At 33.8% G+C, this 17,898-nt stretch carries 13 protein-coding genes; 9 read left to right on the forward strand and 4 right to left on the reverse strand.

Annotated elements, in window-relative coordinates; translation table 11 throughout:
• Positions 1 to 47 precede the first annotated feature (47 nt).
• The 4 genes from PGH12_RS08340 to PGH12_RS08355 form a co-directional block, all read right to left on the reverse strand.
• On the reverse strand, positions 48 to 1,472 hold the full coding sequence (locus PGH12_RS08340) for a hypothetical protein (RefSeq protein ID WP_267600060.1): 1,425 nt from the start codon (positions 1,470 to 1,472) through the stop codon (positions 48 to 50).
• Between the two features lie 12 nt (positions 1,473 to 1,484).
• Positions 1,485 to 2,756 carry an ABC transporter permease gene (locus tag PGH12_RS08345; protein ID WP_267600059.1) on the reverse strand — a complete coding sequence of 424 codons (1,272 nt, stop codon included), beginning with the start codon at positions 2,754 to 2,756 and terminating at the stop codon, positions 1,485 to 1,487.
• Between the two features lie 145 nt (positions 2,757 to 2,901).
• Entirely contained in the window at positions 2,902 to 4,131 is a 1,230-nt protein-coding gene (locus PGH12_RS08350; protein ID WP_267600058.1) for an ABC transporter permease, read from the reverse strand.
• A gap of 78 nt (positions 4,132 to 4,209) precedes the next feature.
• Positions 4,210 to 4,899: an ABC transporter ATP-binding protein gene (locus PGH12_RS08355; protein ID WP_267600057.1), complete on the reverse strand. Its 690-nt coding sequence runs from the start codon at positions 4,897 to 4,899 to the stop codon at positions 4,210 to 4,212.
• Between the two features lie 429 nt (positions 4,900 to 5,328).
• Between PGH12_RS08355 and PGH12_RS08360 the strand changes: the two genes are divergently transcribed.
• From PGH12_RS08360 to PGH12_RS08400, 9 genes are all read left to right on the forward strand, one after another.
• Positions 5,329 to 6,303, forward strand: coding sequence for a ribonucleotide-diphosphate reductase subunit beta (locus tag PGH12_RS08360; protein ID WP_267600056.1), 975 nt, complete (start codon positions 5,329 to 5,331; stop codon positions 6,301 to 6,303).
• A gap of 14 nt (positions 6,304 to 6,317) precedes the next feature.
• Positions 6,318 to 6,989, forward strand: coding sequence for a DUF4145 domain-containing protein (locus PGH12_RS08365; protein ID WP_267600055.1), 672 nt, complete (start codon positions 6,318 to 6,320; stop codon positions 6,987 to 6,989).
• 40 nt (positions 6,990 to 7,029) lie between these two features.
• Entirely contained in the window at positions 7,030 to 7,317 is a 288-nt protein-coding gene (locus tag PGH12_RS08370; RefSeq protein ID WP_267600054.1) for a hypothetical protein, read from the forward strand.
• Positions 7,318 to 7,650: 333 nt separating this feature from the next.
• Positions 7,651 to 9,309 carry a ribonucleoside-diphosphate reductase subunit alpha gene (locus PGH12_RS08375; protein ID WP_267600053.1) on the forward strand — a complete coding sequence of 553 codons (1,659 nt, stop codon included), beginning with the start codon at positions 7,651 to 7,653 and terminating at the stop codon, positions 9,307 to 9,309.
• A gap of 277 nt (positions 9,310 to 9,586) precedes the next feature.
• Positions 9,587 to 10,036, forward strand: a complete 450-nt coding sequence (locus PGH12_RS08380; RefSeq protein WP_267600051.1) for a hypothetical protein — start codon at positions 9,587 to 9,589, stop codon at positions 10,034 to 10,036.
• On the forward strand, positions 10,033 to 10,233 hold the full coding sequence (locus PGH12_RS08385) for a helix-turn-helix transcriptional regulator (RefSeq protein ID WP_267600050.1): 201 nt from the start codon (positions 10,033 to 10,035) through the stop codon (positions 10,231 to 10,233). The genes PGH12_RS08380 and PGH12_RS08385 overlap by 4 nt, the downstream gene beginning before the upstream one ends.
• A 261-nt stretch (positions 10,234 to 10,494) precedes the next feature.
• Positions 10,495 to 13,863 carry a T9SS type A sorting domain-containing protein gene (locus tag PGH12_RS08390; protein WP_271286817.1) on the forward strand — a complete coding sequence of 1,123 codons (3,369 nt, stop codon included), beginning with the start codon at positions 10,495 to 10,497 and terminating at the stop codon, positions 13,861 to 13,863.
• Between the two features lie 3 nt (positions 13,864 to 13,866).
• A complete protein-coding gene (locus PGH12_RS08395) occupies positions 13,867 to 14,097 on the forward strand; it encodes a hypothetical protein (RefSeq protein ID WP_267600124.1) in 231 nt (76 codons plus the stop codon).
• 390 nt (positions 14,098 to 14,487) lie between these two features.
• A complete protein-coding gene (locus tag PGH12_RS08400) occupies positions 14,488 to 17,895 on the forward strand; it encodes a T9SS type A sorting domain-containing protein (protein ID WP_271286818.1) in 3,408 nt (1,135 codons plus the stop codon).
• Positions 17,896 to 17,898 lie beyond the last annotated feature (3 nt).

The following is a 17,898-nucleotide window of genomic DNA, read 5'->3' on the forward strand; positions in this document are numbered from 1 at the left end:
TTAATGGTCATATGTGATCTATTACGATTTCATATGTGTAGCTTATTTTAATATTGAATCAATTTCGTTTTGTCAATTTCCCTATACTCCGCAAGTTTTTCAAATGCAGCGTTCAGGTCTTCTTTTTTACTAATAAAAAGAATAACAATCATCCTATTTTTAGCATCATAAAAACTGATATTTTGCACTGAACTATTATATTTTATATTCCTAATCTCAGGAAAAGCTTTTTTTAATTCTTCAAAATTTTCCTGATGATGAGTATCAATTAGCATAAGAAAAGAAGACTCTTCTTCTGAAAGTTTTGAACTTTGAGAAACATTCTTATATGGACTTGAAATTCCTATACTATTTGCATCGAAATAGCTGAAGAAATTATCAAATATGTCATTCGAATTTAATTGTTCAGTATAGATATTCAGGGTGTTAAAATTTGGAGCATATTCATAGATAGAATCAGGAAACGTTTCTTGAAATTTTTTAACTACCTCATCAATAAAATTCTTGTCAATAGATCTATTTGCTTTAAGATATTTTTCCGTTAAAGGATAAATAGCTTTTGCAAAAAGATTAATAGTTTTATTATTATACCAATCCTGTTTATCTAAAATATTATTATTTATAATTTTATAAGCATAGCCATTTCCTAACACGGTTGCCATTGCTTCATTAAAATAGGAATAAGCAAGTTTAGAATATTGTGACTGATTCTGTTTAAAATAATTCTCAAACTCAAGCTGAATATTCTTGCTTTGTTCGTTGTATAAAATATGACACATCTCGTGTAAAGTAACACCCAATGTTCCTACTGTATCATTTGCATCTGTCAAACTTCCGATACAAAGTGCATTACCATGTGGCGTTGCTGTCGTTGTGCCATTTTTCCCAGGAATCGGATATAATACAACGTAAAACGGAATCTCTTTATCCCAAGATGATTTATAAAATTGATTGAATTTTAAAAACAACTGAGCATTAACTTCATTATATTTTTTGAGTTGATCAATCTGACTTCTAACCTTACTTTGATTTTCATTCCATACAAATTTTCTGAAATAAGGCTGTGCAATTTTCAATGAATGATACATTTGCAATTGTTCATTCATCGGTAAAATTCCCGTAATCCTTTCATTAAAATCTTCAAGATCTTTGGATTTCACAGCATTTGTGATAAGTAATGTCAAATAACTTTTTCGATAACTTCTTCCCCTCGGATAATCATGCCTTGTAATTCCTTCATTAAAATTAACAGATCTGAAATCTTGTACCGCTTTTTTAAAATCAGTATCTCCAGATAATTTCCCATCGATAAATTCCTGATAGGTAGATGAAGTTCCTGGCATTTTTGCTGCAGTTTCCATAAAATTAAACAGACTATATACTTCATTCTCTTCAAAAATGAAAAAATCGCGCTTTTGTGCATTGGCAAAGCCAAAACAGCAAACACATATTATTACAAAAAGTCTGCTCATTTTAATTTTAAATTACTCACTTCTTAATGCTTCGATAGGTCGTATTTTCACCGCTCTCTGCGCAGGGATCATTCCGATAATTAATCCCAGCAAAATCATGATTCCCATCGCGGCAAAAACCTCTGAGTAATTAACCGTCGGGTTATAAAATGGAAATTTATCCTGATTTCTGGTGAGAACATCAATAATCATCAGTAACATGATTCCGAATATGAAACCCAATAATCCGGAGGCGAGTGTAATGACGACACTTTCCAGCAAAATCTGATTTCGCACTTCAGAAGGTTTTGCTCCGAGTGCTCTTCTAATTCCTATTTCTTTCGTACGTTCTGTCACCGTGATCAAAAGTATATTTGAAATCGCAATAACTCCGGCAATAATTGTTAAAGTTCCCACAATGATAGTAAGGAGCTGCATTCCTGTTAGAAATCCGGTTACTTTTTCGAACATTTTACCGAGATTAAAAGTTCCGAATGCATTGGTATCTTCCGGAGAAACGCTGTTTTTCTTTTTTAGTTCTGCCTTGGCAAGATCTTCTACTACGGCAAGATCAGCATCTGGTTTGCTTACAATTGCAAAAAAATCTACTTTATCACCATCATTAAACATTTTTGTAAAAGTGGAAAGAGGTATATAAGATGTGGTGTCGTTATTATTGGGGCCACCTGCCTGAGCAACTTTATAAACTCCGATTACATTAAAGAACAATCCTTTAATATTGATCGATTTTCCTATCGGATTTTCGTTCTTTTTAGCATCAAAAAAATTTTTATAAATAGCTTCTCCAATCACCACAACATTCTTGTTTGCGGTAACATCGGCGTCATTGAGATAACGTCCGAAAATAAGTTTTTTCTCAGCAATTTTATTTCCTACAGGATAATCTCCGGTCAGCGTGTAAACTGCAGTTTTTCCGTTTCTGCTCATCTGTTCTCCTGCATTTCCGAAACTTCCTCTGGAGTTCTGAGGCGAAATATAATCGATCTGAGGAATTCTTTTTTGCAGCAAATCTATATCCGGAAGATGCAGACTTACCTGTCTCCCTTTCGGAAAACCGTTGTAAGGAATTGACGTTGTCTGCGACCACATAAAAATGGAATTGGTGGCAAGACCGGAAAATAGTTTATCAAAACCATTCTCCATTCCTTTTGCAGCTCCCAAAAGACTTACAAACAAAAACATCCCCCAACCTACACCGATCATGGTAAGAAACGTACGAAGCTTATTATTCTTGAGCGAATAATAAATTTCCTGCCAGGTATCTTTTTTAAATAAAATGTTCATTTTTAAAATGTCAATTTTTTACTTTATAAAGTGAGTTTGCTTTGCTGTGAATTCTGCTTCGCAAGTCCATTATTTTAATACTATTTTATTCTACTTCAATTATGAAATTCATTTAAAAAATTCACAATTGATAATTCACTTTTTATTACTCTGTTCTTAAAGCTTCAATAGGTCTTATTCTTGATGCTCTGTATGCCGGAATAAAACCTGCAATCAATCCTGAAAGAACAAGGCTGATAAATGCTGCGAAGATCAATCCCCATCCTACACTAGGATCTTTAATAAAATATTTTTCTAAACCGTCGCCTATTAATTCTAAAGTTAAAACGCCCACACCTACACCAACAAAACCGGAAATGACGGTGATGACGATACTTTCCTGCATAATTAATGCAACGATGCTTCTCGGCTTTGCTCCGATTGCTTTTCGTACTCCAATTTCCTTCGTACGTTCTTTTACGATATATACCATGATATTGCTGATCCCGATAATACCGGCAAGCAAAGTTCCCATTCCGATAAAACCTACAATAATGGTAATTACAAACAGAAAAGTAAAAGAATCCTGCAATCCTTCCGCACGGTTATTGATTCCCACAGCATTTTGATCATCAGGCGAGACTTTTTTTCTTGCCCTCAATTCTTTCTCCAAATCTTTACCGTATTTTATCGCCTGATCTGGCTCCATTTTTTCGTCATACGCTATAAAAACAGTACTCAGTGTATCAGATCCTTTTTTCACCTGCTGCAAAGTAGAAATCGGAACACTGATCATCCTTTCATCCCAGTCTCCGCCGTCATCACTAAATACACCGATAACTTTAAAAATACTTCCGTTAATTTCTAATTCTTTTCCTACAGGATCACCGTTTTTAATCAAATCACGCTGCACCATTCTTCCGATCACGGCCACGTATTGATTGTTTTCTATATCTCTTTCGGAGATAAATCTCCCATTCATCAGTTTCCTGTTTTCAATGAAAGCTTCCTGATCATTGGCTCCGGAAATCTGATAACTTCCACTTTCTTTACCGTATTTTACCAGAAAATTTGTGGAATATCTAGGAGTTGAATACTGCACTTTTTCAGGCTGAGACTTGATCAATGCTTCGTAATCTGAATTGTTAAGAGTAATATTACGATCTGCCTGCAAACCACCGTACGCGATGTTTGCACGACCTGTAAAAATCGTAATCAGATTCTGTGCATCTCTTGTAAAACCTTGCTGAAAAGCGTTCTGCAAACCATTTCCAATACCAAAAAGTACAATAAAAATATACAGACCCAAAGCTACCGTAAAGCCCGAAAGCACGGTTCGCAATACATTACTGCGAATAGAACTGAATATTTCCTGCCAACGATCTAGGTCAAACATTTTTTCCTTATTAAATGATTAAAAAACTTAAAGATTAAAAAATTAATGACTTTAAATTTTCTGTTGATTATTTTAATTTTACAAAACGATTTGCTTGATAAATTCGTCACTTTCAATAATTCCGTCTCTGAGGATCACGTTTCTTTTCGTTTGTGCAGCAACATCGGGTTCGTGAGTTACTACAATGATCGTTTTTCCTTCGTTGTTGATATCCTGAAGCAATTTCATAATATCATGAGTCGTTTTAGAATCTAATGCTCCGGTTGGCTCATCCGCCAAAACTACTTTAGGATCTGTAATCAATGCTCTCGCTATGGCAACTCTTTGTTTTTGTCCACCCGAAAGTTCGTTTGGAAGATGCGTCGCCCATTGTGCCAAACCTACTTTTTCCAAATATTCCATAGCTCGGAGGTTACGCTCTTTTCTAGGTACGTTTTGATAGTATAAAGGAAGAGCTACATTATCCAAAGCAGTTTTATATCCGATAAGGTTAAAAGACTGGAAAACAAATCCCAGAAATTTCGAACGATACTCCGCAGCTTTTACTTCATTCAGATGTTCAATCGGAATTCCGTCAAGCTCGTAAACGCCGGTGTCTTTTTCATCCAAAATCCCGATAATATTAAGCAAAGTAGATTTTCCTGACCCCGAACTTCCCATAATAGAGACAAATTCGCCTTCGTTGATATTAAGATTGATACCTTTGAGAACGTGTAGTTTACTCTTTCCCGTATCATATGATTTATGTAAATTCTGAATTACTAACATTGACCAATTGCTGTTTTTATTTTTAATAAGTAGAATATATCGTGGTTTTGTTACAAGATTAAAATTTTCTTTATATAAATTAATGTTTAATATATAATTAATTGATAATCATATAATTAAAATTTAGTGTTTAACTTTAAATTCTGCTATCCCTTTATTTTTATTGCCCAACATGCTATAAATCAATATCAGAGCGACTTTCATGTAAATGTGGAAAACTTTTAAGGTTAAAAGTCAGTCAATTACTCTTTACCCCTTTTAAAATACATCTGTGTTGTCTAACTTTGTGCTGCGCACGTTACGAGAGATCAATATAGGCCATGATTGGTATTTTAAAATATAAAGACCAAACAATCAGAAACTTACCAAATCTTCTCAGTTATACAAACAGTGATCATTTTTTAAATTTTAAAGACATTACAATTCGATATGGGAATTTTTGATAAAAGAGTAAGCTACAAGCCATTTGAGTATCCTGAGGTTCTTCAGTTTACAGAAGCGATCAACAAATCTTTCTGGGTACACTCAGAAGTTGATTTCACGGCAGATGTTCAGGATTTTCAGTCGCAACTGGAGCCGCACGAAAAAAATGCGGTAAAAAATGCACTTTTAGCGATTGCTCAGATCGAAGTTTCGGTAAAGTCGTTTTGGGGAAACCTTTACAATCACTTACCAAAACCTGAATTGAATGGTTTAGGATCTACATTTGCAGAATGCGAGTTCCGTCATTCTGAAGCGTACTCTCGTTTGCTGGAAGTTTTGGGATATAACGAAGAATTTACTCACGTTGTGGAAGTTCCGGCTTTGAAAAAGAGAATAGATTTCTTATCCAACGTGCTGAAACACGCTAATTCTGCAACGCCGAAAGAGTATGTTTCTTCTTTGCTTTTATTCAGTATTCTGATTGAGAATGTGTCTTTGTTCTCGCAATTTGCGATTATTTTATCGTTTACAAGATTTAAAGGATTCATGAAAAATGTTTCCAATATTATTGCGTGGACATCTATTGATGAGCAGATTCACGCGAATGGCGGAATTTACCTGATCAATAAAATCCGTGAAGAGCAGCCGGATCTTTTGACTGATTCTGATATTGAAGATATTTACACTTTGGTTGACCAATCTATCGAATTGGAAGGCGAAATTCTTGACTGGATTTTTGAAATGGGTGAACTGGATAAATTCTCTAAACAGGATTTGATCAACTTTATGAAATACCGTGTTGACGAAAGTTTAACCAAAATCAACATGGAAAAACGCTACAACACGACAGCTGAACAATACAGCCCGATGAAATGGTTTGAAGAGGAAGTTTTCGCCAATTCTATGGATGATTTCTTCGCAAAAAGACCGGTGGATTATACGAAGCATGATAAGAGTATTACGGCGAATGATCTTTTCTAACTTAAGAAATTTATATGTTTAACAAAAGTGCATTAATTTCTGGTTTTTCGATGACTATTTTATCGAACTACCCTCCTGAATGCCCTTGTTGCCACAAATCAACAACACCTAACTTATTAAGTCAAAAAGCAAATAATAGCAAAGACAAAATATATGTTTTTTTATCTTGCCCAAATCAAGATTGTGATGTTAGCTATGTAGCACAATATAAACGTTATGGTACAGCATCTAATAGTAGTGTAACTTTTAATTTTGATAGAATAATTAAAGGAACCGCTAATACAGAAACTTTTAGCAAAGAAATCTCGGAACTATCTCCAGCATTTGTTAAAATTTATAATGAAGCTTATTTTGCGGAGCAAAACAACTTATTAGAAATCTGTGGAGTTGGATTTAGAAAAGCATTGGAATTTTTAATTAAAGATTACATAATAAAGAAAAATCCCGATAAAGAAGAACTGATAAAAAAAATTCTTTTAGGAAAATGCATAAATGAATTTGTAGAGGATTCACGAATAAAAGAAACGGCTAAAAGAGCTGTTTGGTTGGGAAATGATCATACTCATTATGTGAAAAAGTGGGAAAGCAAAGACTTATTGGATTTAAAATTACTCATTAAGTTATCAGTTAATTGGGTAGAATCTGAGATAATGACTGAAGCTTTAATTAATAGCATGACTGAGTAAATTGGACTTTGTTGTTCCATAATTACATAAAATCTAAAATATGATTAATGTAATCGTAAGTTATACCGTAAAATCTGTGTTTGTTTCTGAAAAAAAAAACAATATTCAGAAGTTTTTGAATGATTTTAAAACTTTAGACCAGACAAAATTTGAGTATAAAGTTTTTGTGAAAGAAGACGGTGTTACGTTTGTTCATTTTTCAAATTATGAAAACGAAGAAGTGCAGAATGAGGTTTTAAACATTCCGTCTTTCAAAGAATTTCAGAGGTTAAGAGACGAAAGCGGACTTAATGATTCTCATAAAGTAGAATTTTTAAAACCTGTTTGAAATAAAGGCGCGAGCGAAGCGAGCGTCGAAACAGATAGTATTAGAGAGATGTCATGCTGAGCTTGTCGAAGCATTAAACATAAGATTACTTTCCCGAAGGGTCGGGACGGGCTGTTCCTCGCAATGACAAAGCAACAGCAATAACGTGATTCAGAAGTAAAGAAAACAAACCGTCGTCTTAGCCCTGATTGAGCGGCATGTTTGAGCTCTTTTTCTTTGCAAAAGAAAAAAGCGAGTAGAGAAAGCAGGTAGAAAAGTGAGGAGAAAGACAAAATTTTCTGCTCCTAAAAAATTAACAAAATAATGCATAAGTTGCATTTTACAATATAAAAAATGGAAGAACAAAACAACAATATCTGGTGGCTCAACGAAGAATCTGAGCAAATGCTGAACAGAGGTTACCTTCTGAAAGGTGAAACTGTAGACGGTGCAATCGATAGAATCACGACTGCAGCAGCAAAAAAATTATACAAACCTGAACTTCAGCCGGCTTTCAAGGAGATGATCATGAAAGGATGGATCAGTTTTTCTTCTCCGGTATGGGCGAATATGGGAACGCAGAGAGGTCTTCCAATCTCTTGTTTCAACGTGCATATTCCGGACAGCATTGAAGGAATTACCCACAAAATGGGTGAAGTGATCATGCAGACGAAAATCGGGGGCGGAACTTCGGGATATTTCGGGGAACTCCGTAACAGAGGAACTGCGGTAACCGATAACGGAAAATCTTCGGGAGCGGTTTCGTTCATGAAATTGTTTGACACTTCAATGGATGTGGTTTCTCAGGGCGGTGTAAGAAGAGGTGCTTTTGCAGCTTATCTTGATGTTGACCACGGCGATATTGAAGAATTTTTATCAATTAAAGATATCGGAAGTCCGATTCAGAACCTATTTACGGGAATTTGTGTACCGGATTACTGGATGCAGGATATGATTGACGGTGACGCCGACAAGCGTAAAATCTGGGCAAGAGTTTTGGAAAGCCGTCAGCAAAAAGGTCTTCCGTATATTTTCTTTACGGATAACGTGAATAGAAACAAACCTCAGGTATATAAAGATCTTGGATTAACGATTAATGCGAGTAATCTTTGTTCGGAAATCATGCTTCCGTCAACCAGAGAAGAATCTTTCATCTGTTGTCTTTCGTCTATGAACCTAGAATTATACGACGAGTGGAAAGATACGAACGCGGTACAATTGGCAATCTATTTCCTTGATGCTGTTTTATCTGAATTTATTGAGAAAACAGAAGGGAATTATTATCTTCAGGGAGCAAGAGACTTCGCTATGCGTCACAGAGCGCTTGGTTTGGGAGTTTTGGGTTACCATTCTTATCTTCAGAAAAACATGATTCCTTTTGAGAGTTTTGAGGCAACGCAGTTTAATGCAAGAGCTTTCAAACACATCAGATCTCAAGCCGATATCGCATCTAAGGAATTGGCAAACATCTACGGCGAACCTGAATTGTTGAAAGGTTACGGTATGAGAAATACGACGGTAATGGCAATTGCTCCTACCACTTCAAGTTCTGCAATTTTAGGTCAAACTTCTCCGGGAATTGAGCCTTTTGCATCGAATTATTACAAAGCTGGTTTGGCGAAAGGAAACTTTATGCGTAAGAATAAATATCTTGCAAAATTGTTGGAAGAAAAAGGTCTTGATAACGAAGAAACGTGGAGAACAATTATGCTAAATCACGGTTCTGTACAGCACTTGAATGAATTGACTGACGAAGAAAAAGCAGTATTCAAAACATTCAAAGAAATCTCTCCGATGGAGATTATTTCTCAAGCTGCACAAAGACAGCAATACATCGATCAGGCGCAGTCTCTGAATTTACAGATTCCGTCTACGATGCCTGTGAAAGACGTCAATTACCTTTACATCGAAGCTTGGAAGAAAGGCGTAAAAACTTTGTATTACCAAAGAAGTTCGTCTGTTTCTAAGGAAATGATGGTGAATTTTGTGAGCTGTTCGGCTTGTGAAGCTTAGGTTTAAAAGAGCCAAGTAAAAAGTAAAAAGAGTCAAGTTGGCTGTGAATATAAACCGCGGGAATTTTTTCGCGGTTTTTTTGTGTTTAAACGCAAAGTTCGCAAGTTTTTTTTAATGTTTGAAAATATTTTTCGTTCGCAAAGGCGTAAACTCAGCAAAGAAATACAATGATTTAATTTAGAAAAAACGGAAAAAAATAATAAAGTCTAACAAAAAGTAAAATAAACTTTACATATTGTAAAATATTATTTACATTTGAATTACTAAAATTACAAGCATGAATACTTTACAGCTTTTACCCAACCGTTTTAAAATGATCGGTTGGCTTATTTTTATTCCGTCACTTATTTTGGGGATGACTTCTCTTACAGGAATTTTGAATTTTCAAATTTCTCTGCCTGTCATCTATAATTCCGGATTTTTCAATGATGGACAAGACGGTTTTCTGAAAACAACAGAAATTGATTTATTGCCGAATTTATTTGGTATTTTGATTGTTATCGGAGGAATTTTGGTAGGATTCTCTAAAGAAAAAATTGAAGATGAATACATTTCAAGTCTTCGTCTAAAATCAGTCTTCTGGAGTTTGATTGCCTCCTACTCTATTGTTCTAATTTTATTTTTAACTGTTTTTGGAAGCCTATTTTTCACCATCATGATTCTGATAATGTTTCTGCCGTTGGTTTTGTATATTTTAAGATTTAATTATTTATTGCTTAAAAAATGAAAAATTCCATTAAAATTGAACGAGCCGTTAAAGGTATTACGCAGGAAGATTTAGCGAAAATAATTGGCGTTTCAAGGCAGACCATCAATGCTATGGAAGCGGGAAAATATGTTCCGTCAACCATTTTAGCTCTCAAGATTGCAAGATATTTTGGAAAAAAAGCAGAGGAAATCTTTGAGTTGGAAAGTGGAGATTAGCTTTTAATCTGCATATTCAGGGTGTGATGAAAACAAATTCAAACTTTTTATCTCTACACTTTTATTCAAGCTTTTTTACTTACTAAAAAAACATAATCGATTATAAATATAGGATTTCATTATAATTCAAACGCATAGCATAGAAATCAAAATAATATTTTTAAACAATCTGCGGAAAGCTCAAAATAAAAAATATATTGCAAACTGTATATTTGCACCATTAGTTGATATATTATCACACAATAATTACTAAACACATCGATGAAAAAAATTTTATTTACCGTTTTGGTAAGCTGCTTTTCTGTAGTTTACTCACAAAATCTGAATTTTACAGATTCTAAATTTAAAGCTTTAATTCTAAGCTCAAACTCCACAAATGGAATAGCAAAAAATCTCAGCGGAAATTCAATTGCGATTGATGCAAATGGTGATGGAGAGATTCAGACTGCGGAAGCGCAACAAGTGAAAATTTTAAAGGTACAACTACCAACTTTTGCAACCAATTTGGTTCCTGACAGTGTTTCAGATGCGACCAAATTCTCAAATGTTGAAGAGCTGTATATTTATCATGCAAACTCAATTATCTTAGATTATATTAACAACAGTAAAATTAGAAAAACCAAATATGTACCGACCACTGATGGCACCCCATCTGTAATTTCATATTCGTATAATAATTGTTCAGGAATACAAAATCTTAATGATGTCATAATTTCTCCCTCTACTACATTTTTTGCACCTAATAATCCAGAAACTTTAACGCTAAAAAACTGCACAGGAGTTGATATTAATCAAAATATAGAAGGTGAACTTAAAGAGCTATATATAGAAAACTGTCCTATCATTAATTTAGCAATAAAAATCGGCAATAACTTCACTAAACTACACGTTCCAAATAATAATTCTTTAGAAAGAATTGATTTTACGACTATCACGTTTCCATTGTACACCTATCTGGGGACGGAGTTAATTGCAAATAATTGTGAAAATCTACAGGAGATCACTACTGCAGGAGATTACAACAACAATTCTATGGTTTTCATTTCTTCCATAAATATTAATGGATGTACTGCATTAAAAAAACTTAAAGGGCTAAACTATGTGAATATTAATTTCTCTGGTGCAGGATTAATAAATCTTGAAGAGCTAGATTGTGCATTTTACAACAACCCAAATTCTTCTATGGGATTTGTGAACTTAGGTAATGTAAACTCTATAAATCTTTCAGGGCTTCCAAAACTAAAAAAATTAACAGCCTTTAATCAACCACTCAATTATGCAAATATAAATGTTTGCCCTCTTTTGAAAGAGATAAATATCGTAACATCGTGCCAATTTTTAAGTAATTTAGACGTTAGTAATCTACCAGCGTTGCATACGCTTTTAGCTTTTGATGGTGATTCAAATGACTATACCTTACCTCAGAATTTACAGAATATAAATGCACAAAATTGTACCGCTCTTACGACTTTAGAAATATGGGGAAACAGCGATTTAAAAAGTTTAAATTTACAAAATTGCTCAAGCCTTCAATCTCTTAATCTTAGTCCCAGCTCATCTGCATCTACATATTACAACTATAATGAACTGAATACGTTGAATATCCTTCAATGTTCAGGTCTTGAAGAATTAGAAATTGGAGCAACAAAAGTAAATACTTTAGATATTTCCGACTGCGTGCAATTAAGATCATTGAAACTTTATAATCTTGAACTTCTTTCTCAGGTAGATATCTCAAATAATACTGTTTTAGAAGATTTAGCGATAAAAAATTTACCATTATTTACTACTCTAAATCCTTCTGCTAATGTTAATTTAAAAAATGCAAGTGTAAGTGAATGTCCACAGATTACTCAATTAGATTTTTCAAGCAACTCCAGCTTAGAATCAATTTTGTTACCTGATATGGCCAATTTGAATTCGGTAAACATCAGAAACGGAGCTATAGAGCAAACTATTATGCTTTATGGTACTGTTTACGATCCTATGCCATCTATTAATCCCAATTTATCATTATGTGTAGATGATGGTCAGTTTATTCAGTTATCAACTACTTATACGGATCTTAATTTTTCGACTAATTGCAGCAATTTACTCACCACCATTTGGAACGGAACTAGCTGGAACAACGGTATTCCTACATCATCGGTAAATGCAATTATCAATGCACCATATTCTACAACATCCAACCCTGCGTTTACGGCAAAAAGCATTTTTGTTAACAATGGTGCATTTGTAGAAATTACTTCAGGAAACACCATCAACGCTGCTGATGTAACCGTAAAAAATGGTGGAAACCTTATTCAAAGAGATGGTTCTACATTAAATTATACAGGAGATTTCAGCGTTAAAAAGTACTCAAAAAGTGACTTTGATAAATACGCATTCTGGTCTTCACCAGTTGCTTTACAAGATCTTAATACAATCTACGGAACAGGGATTACCCCTCAATTTATTACGGAATATAACACTGCTACAGACAATTTCGTAAACGCAGCTTCTACAACTTCAGCTTTCGGTAAAGGATATTCTATTAAAACGCCTTCAGGTTCAACAGGAACTTTAACTTTTACAGGAGTTCCAAACAATGGTACTCAAACATATAATTTAGCAACGACAGGAAACAGATTTAATTTAGTGGGAAATCCTTATCCTTCAAATTTAGATTTAGATAGTTTTTATATAGCAAACCAGGGAAGAATTTCTAATACATTATATTTTTGGGATAACACGAGTAATTCTGTTACTACTCAAGGTGGTGCTACTTCTGTAAACATTGGGTATGCCACTTACAATGCTTCTACCTCGGCTTGGGTTCCTGCACCAAATACTAATACTGCTATTCCTACCGGAAATATTGCCAATATCGGACAAGGGTTTTTTGTAAGAGCATTATCGGCTCCTTCAGATACTTCTCTAAGTTTCACCAATGATATGAGAAAAGCTACATCAGGAGCTTTCTTTAATAAAAACAATTCTACTACAGAAGGCAAATTTTGGTTAAAATTAAACTCTTCTTACAATACCAACAATACGATTGCGGTGGCTTATTTAAATTCGGCTTCAGATGCTTTTGATCAATATGATTCTAAAGCAATCGGAATGGGTTCTGATGCTTTTTATACAATGGCAGATGCTCAAAAACTCGTAATTCAGGGAAAAGCTGGTTTTGACATCACTGACATCGTTCCTGTAGGAACAAAACATTTTCAAAACGCAAACTTTACGATTTCCTTAGTTCAGAAAGAAGGAATTTTTAATAACGGACAGGCGATTTATCTTCACGATAAAGATTCGGGAACGTACACCAATTTGCAGAATGCTGAATACAGCTTTACCAATAACTCAGGAGAATTTGCAAACAGATTTGAGATTGTTTACAAGCTAGACGTTCTTGCAACAGCAGAAACTACTAGAAATTCTTTCGAAGTGTACAGGGAAGGCGATGATTTCTTCGTGAGAAATGATAAAAACATTGAAACAGTTGAAGTATTTGATGCAGCCGGAAGAAGAGTCTTGAAGCTGAATTCTAGTGCGAAATTAGTACGCATTAAAATAGATGCAAAAGGTGTATATTTTCTAAAAGCGGTCTCAGCAGGAAAAGAATATTCTAAAAAAATAATAAAATAACAAATGAAAAAAATTTTAATAACTTGTTCTATTGTGCTTTCAGGGCTGGGTTTCGCTCAGTCTTTAGACGACAATTCCTACGTCTACGAAAAAACACCTGTAACCCAAGAAGATACTTTTCCGGGAAATCCGGGAGATCCGAATGCATCACCAATCGATCAGTATATTCCCTTCCTTTTATTGACTGCGATTGTGATGCTTATCGTGCTTAAAAGAAAGCAAAAGACAGTTTAATTACTGAATATCCACAATTAAAGTAATTACTTGAAATCTTCTCGAACATTATTTGATAAGATTTTGACTGTAAGAACTAAGATTTTATTAAAAGCTTTTGAAGGTTTTAAATTGGTGCTTTATGTATTGTTTGTATAAGATAAACGACTATTGAATCATAAAAAATTTATAATACAAGAAGAATATAGTTTTGTGGTTTGTATCGTATATCACATTACCAAAAAACAATATAATTACACTTTTATAACAATACAATCATAAATTTTACATAGACCGATGAAATCATCACAAAAAAATGAAAATCAATTAATTATCCAAACAAACTTCAATTATTACATTTGCATAATCAGCTGATAATTCTAATATCAAAGAAAAATTACTAACACATCGATGAAAAAAATTTTATTTACCGTTTTGGTAAGCTGCTTTTCTGTAGTTTACTCACAAAATCTGAATTTTACAGATTCTAAATTTAAAGCTTTAATTCTAAGCTCAAACTCCACAAATGGAATAGCAAAAAATCTCAGCGGAAATTCAATTGCGATTGACGCAAATGGTGATGGAGAGATTCAGACTGCGGAAGCGCAACAAGTTGTGATTCTTGATGTAAAAATGGACGAAACGCAAAAAATTGATGCCGCAACCGGAGAAATTAACTTTCCATATTATTTCGCTCATCTTCCTGACAACATCACTGATGCTTTGCTTTTTACGAATGTGAAAGAACTTTACATTTCAGACACAAAGAATGCAAATATAAGTTTTATAAATAATAACAAAATAACAAAACTAGCATGCATGAATCGCTGGTACTACGATGAAGCCTCTTTTAATGGAAATTTCTATGAATCATATTTCTTTGATGTAGATTTTACCATTGACAATTGTCCATCAATTCTGACGATGAATGATATTAATGCTTTTTATCATCCCTATTTTTTGGGACAGACTATTTTCAGAATCAAAAATAACCCACAGTTTAATGGGGCATTGGTGATGAATGATATATTAGTTTCTGAGCTGTACATGGAAAATATTGATTTGACATCAATTAAAATTGATGATTGCAGAGGTCTTGTAAAATTATCTGTTCCTAATATTACAACATTGCAAACGATTAATATTACCAATACACAAAATGCCAGCTTTAATCAAGAAATTAATCTGATCGCAAACAATTGTACGTCTTTGCATGAAGTTATTTTAGATGGTGACTATTATGACAGTTATGCCGTATACATTACTGCGATTAATGTCAATGGATGTTCTTCTCTAAAGAAACTAAAAGGTCTTAATGCTTCAAATATTGATTTCTCAACAGCAGCATTAGCGAATCTTGAAGAATTAGACTGTGCGTATTATAACAGATACCTTTACACAGCAAATTCTCTAGGAAGTGTAATATTAGGCAATGTAACATCGTTAAATCTTACAGGACTTCCTAAATTAAAAAAATTAACAGCCTTTAATCAGCCTCTCAACTATGCAAATATAAATGTTTCCCCACTTTTGCAAGAGGTAAATATTGTAACATCAATTCAGTTTTTAAGTAATTTAGATGTTAGTAATTTAACTGCACTGCATACACTAAAAGCGAATAATGGTGCTCCGGAGGATTCTAGTATACCTATAAATCTACAAAATATAAATGCCCAAAATTGTACAGCTCTTGCAGATTTAGAAATTTGGGGAAACTATGATTTAAAAACTTTGAATCTGCAAAATTGTTCAAGTCTCCAAACTTTGTCTATTAGTGATAACATACTTTACAATTATTTTACTGAGCTCAATACACTAAATCTCCTTCAATGTTCAGGTCTGCAGGAATTATATATCAAATACACAAAGATCAGTTCATTAGATATTTCTGATTGTACAGGATTAAAAAAACTTGATCTTATTGAAAATAATTTTCTCAATCAATTGAATATTTCTAATAATGTAAATTTAGAAGAACTTCATATAGAAAAACAACCTTTGATAGCACAGTTAAACACTTTAAATAATGTCAATTTAAAGAACGTATTTTTTAAAGAATGCCCATTATTAACACAACTGGATTTCTCAACCGCTTCACATTTAGAGAGTTTTTCTGCATTAGATAATTTAAACTTAGTTTCAGTTAATGTTCACAACAACTCCATAGAACAGTATGTTGAAAATTACAATCACAATCCCAGCTTATCAGTTTGTGTTGATGATGCACAGTTGGCAAGCTTTAATGATTTTGATATAAATTTCACCTCAGATTGCACAAACTTAATCAAAACTATATGGAATGGTACAACTTGGAGTAACGGAGTTCCTACGTCAGCTATCAATGCATTTATTGCCGGAAATTATTCTACAACAACACACCCTATGTTCACAGCAAAAAATATTATTGTGAATAATGGAGCTGTTTTAGAAATTACTTCAGGAAATACAATCAACGCTGCTGATGTAACCATAAAAAATGGTGGAAACCTTATCCAGAGAGATGGTTCTACATTAAATTATACAGGAGATTTCAGCGTTAAAAAGTACTCAAAAAGTGACTTTGATAAATACGCATTCTGGTCTTCACCAGTTGCTTTACAAGATCTTAATACAATCTACGGAACAGGGATTACCCCTCAATTTATTACGGAATATAACACTGCTACAGACAATTTCGTAAACGCAGCTTCTACAACTTCAGCTTTCGGTAAAGGATATTCTATTAAAACGCCTTCAGGTTCAACAGGAACTTTAACTTTTACAGGAGTTCCAAACAATGGTACTCAAACATATAATTTAGCAACGACAGGAAACAGATTTAATTTAGTGGGAAATCCTTATCCTTCAAATTTAGATTTAGATAGTTTTTATATAGCAAACCAGGGAAGAATTTCTAATACATTATATTTTTGGGATAACACGAGTAATTCTGTTACTACTCAAGGTGGTGCTACTTCTGTAAACATTGGGTATGCCACTTACAATGCTTCTACCTCGGCTTGGGTTCCTGCACCAAATACTAATACTGCTATTCCTACCGGAAATATTGCCAATATCGGACAAGGGTTCTTTGTAAGAGCATTATCGGCTCCTTCAGATACTTCTTTAAGTTTCACCAATGATATGAGAACAGCTACATCCGGAACTTTCTTTAATAAAAATAACTCTTCCACAGAAGGCAAATTTTGGTTAAAATTAAACTCTTCTTACAATACCAACAATACGATTGCGGTGGCTTATTTAAATTCGGCTTCAGATGCTTTTGATCAATATGATTCTAAAGCAATCGGAATGGGTTCTGATGCTTTTTATACAATGGCAGATGCTCAAAAGCTCGTAATTCAGGGAAAAGCTGGTTTTGACATCACTGACATCGTTCCCGTAGGAACAAAACATTTTCAAAACGCAAACTTTACAATTTCCTTAGTTCAGAAAGAAGGAATTTTTAATAACGGACAGGCGATTTATCTTCACGATAAAGATTCGGGAACGTACACCAATTTGCAGAATGCTGAATACAGCTTTACCAATAACGCAGGAGAATTTGCAAACAGATTTGAGATTGTTTACAAGCTAGACGTTCTTGCAACAGCAGAAGCTACTAGAAATTCTTTCGAAGTGTACAGGGAAGGCGATGATTTCTTAGTGAGAAATGATAAAAACATTGAAACAGTTGAAGTATTTGATGTAGCCGGACGAAAAGTCTTGAAGATAAATTCAAATGCGAAATTAGTACGCATTAAAATAGATGCAAAAGGTGTATATTTTCTAAAAGCGGTCTCAGCAGGAAAAGAATATTCTAAAAAAATAATAAAATAACAA

This window comes from Chryseobacterium sp. CY350, assembly GCF_027945075.1.
GTDB lineage: Bacteria > Bacteroidota > Bacteroidia > Flavobacteriales > Weeksellaceae > Chryseobacterium.

What these genes read in the sequence shown, in the direction of transcription:
- PGH12_RS08360 (WP_267600056.1), top strand. Translation starts at nt 5,329, where the DNA reads ATGGGAATTTTTGATAAAAGAGTAAGCTACAAGCCATTTGAGTATCCT.
- PGH12_RS08370 (WP_267600054.1), top strand. Translation starts at nt 7,030, where the DNA reads ATGATTAATGTAATCGTAAGTTATACCGTAAAATCTGTGTTTGTTTCT.
- PGH12_RS08395 (WP_267600124.1), top strand. Translation starts at nt 13,867, where the DNA reads ATGAAAAAAATTTTAATAACTTGTTCTATTGTGCTTTCAGGGCTGGGT.
- PGH12_RS08385 (WP_267600050.1), top strand. Translation starts at nt 10,033, where the DNA reads ATGAAAAATTCCATTAAAATTGAACGAGCCGTTAAAGGTATTACGCAG.
- PGH12_RS08340 (WP_267600060.1), bottom strand. Translation starts at nt 1,472, where the DNA reads ATGAGCAGACTTTTTGTAATAATATGTGTTTGCTGTTTTGGCTTTGCC.
- PGH12_RS08375 (WP_267600053.1), top strand. Translation starts at nt 7,651, where the DNA reads ATGGAAGAACAAAACAACAATATCTGGTGGCTCAACGAAGAATCTGAG.
- PGH12_RS08400 (WP_271286818.1), top strand. Translation starts at nt 14,488, where the DNA reads ATGAAAAAAATTTTATTTACCGTTTTGGTAAGCTGCTTTTCTGTAGTT.
- PGH12_RS08365 (WP_267600055.1), top strand. Translation starts at nt 6,318, where the DNA reads ATGTTTAACAAAAGTGCATTAATTTCTGGTTTTTCGATGACTATTTTA.
- PGH12_RS08355 (WP_267600057.1), bottom strand. Translation starts at nt 4,899, where the DNA reads ATGTTAGTAATTCAGAATTTACATAAATCATATGATACGGGAAAGAGT.
- PGH12_RS08390 (WP_271286817.1), top strand. Translation starts at nt 10,495, where the DNA reads ATGAAAAAAATTTTATTTACCGTTTTGGTAAGCTGCTTTTCTGTAGTT.
- PGH12_RS08350 (WP_267600058.1), bottom strand. Translation starts at nt 4,131, where the DNA reads ATGTTTGACCTAGATCGTTGGCAGGAAATATTCAGTTCTATTCGCAGT.
- PGH12_RS08345 (WP_267600059.1), bottom strand. Translation starts at nt 2,756, where the DNA reads ATGAACATTTTATTTAAAAAAGATACCTGGCAGGAAATTTATTATTCG.
- PGH12_RS08380 (WP_267600051.1), top strand. Translation starts at nt 9,587, where the DNA reads ATGAATACTTTACAGCTTTTACCCAACCGTTTTAAAATGATCGGTTGG.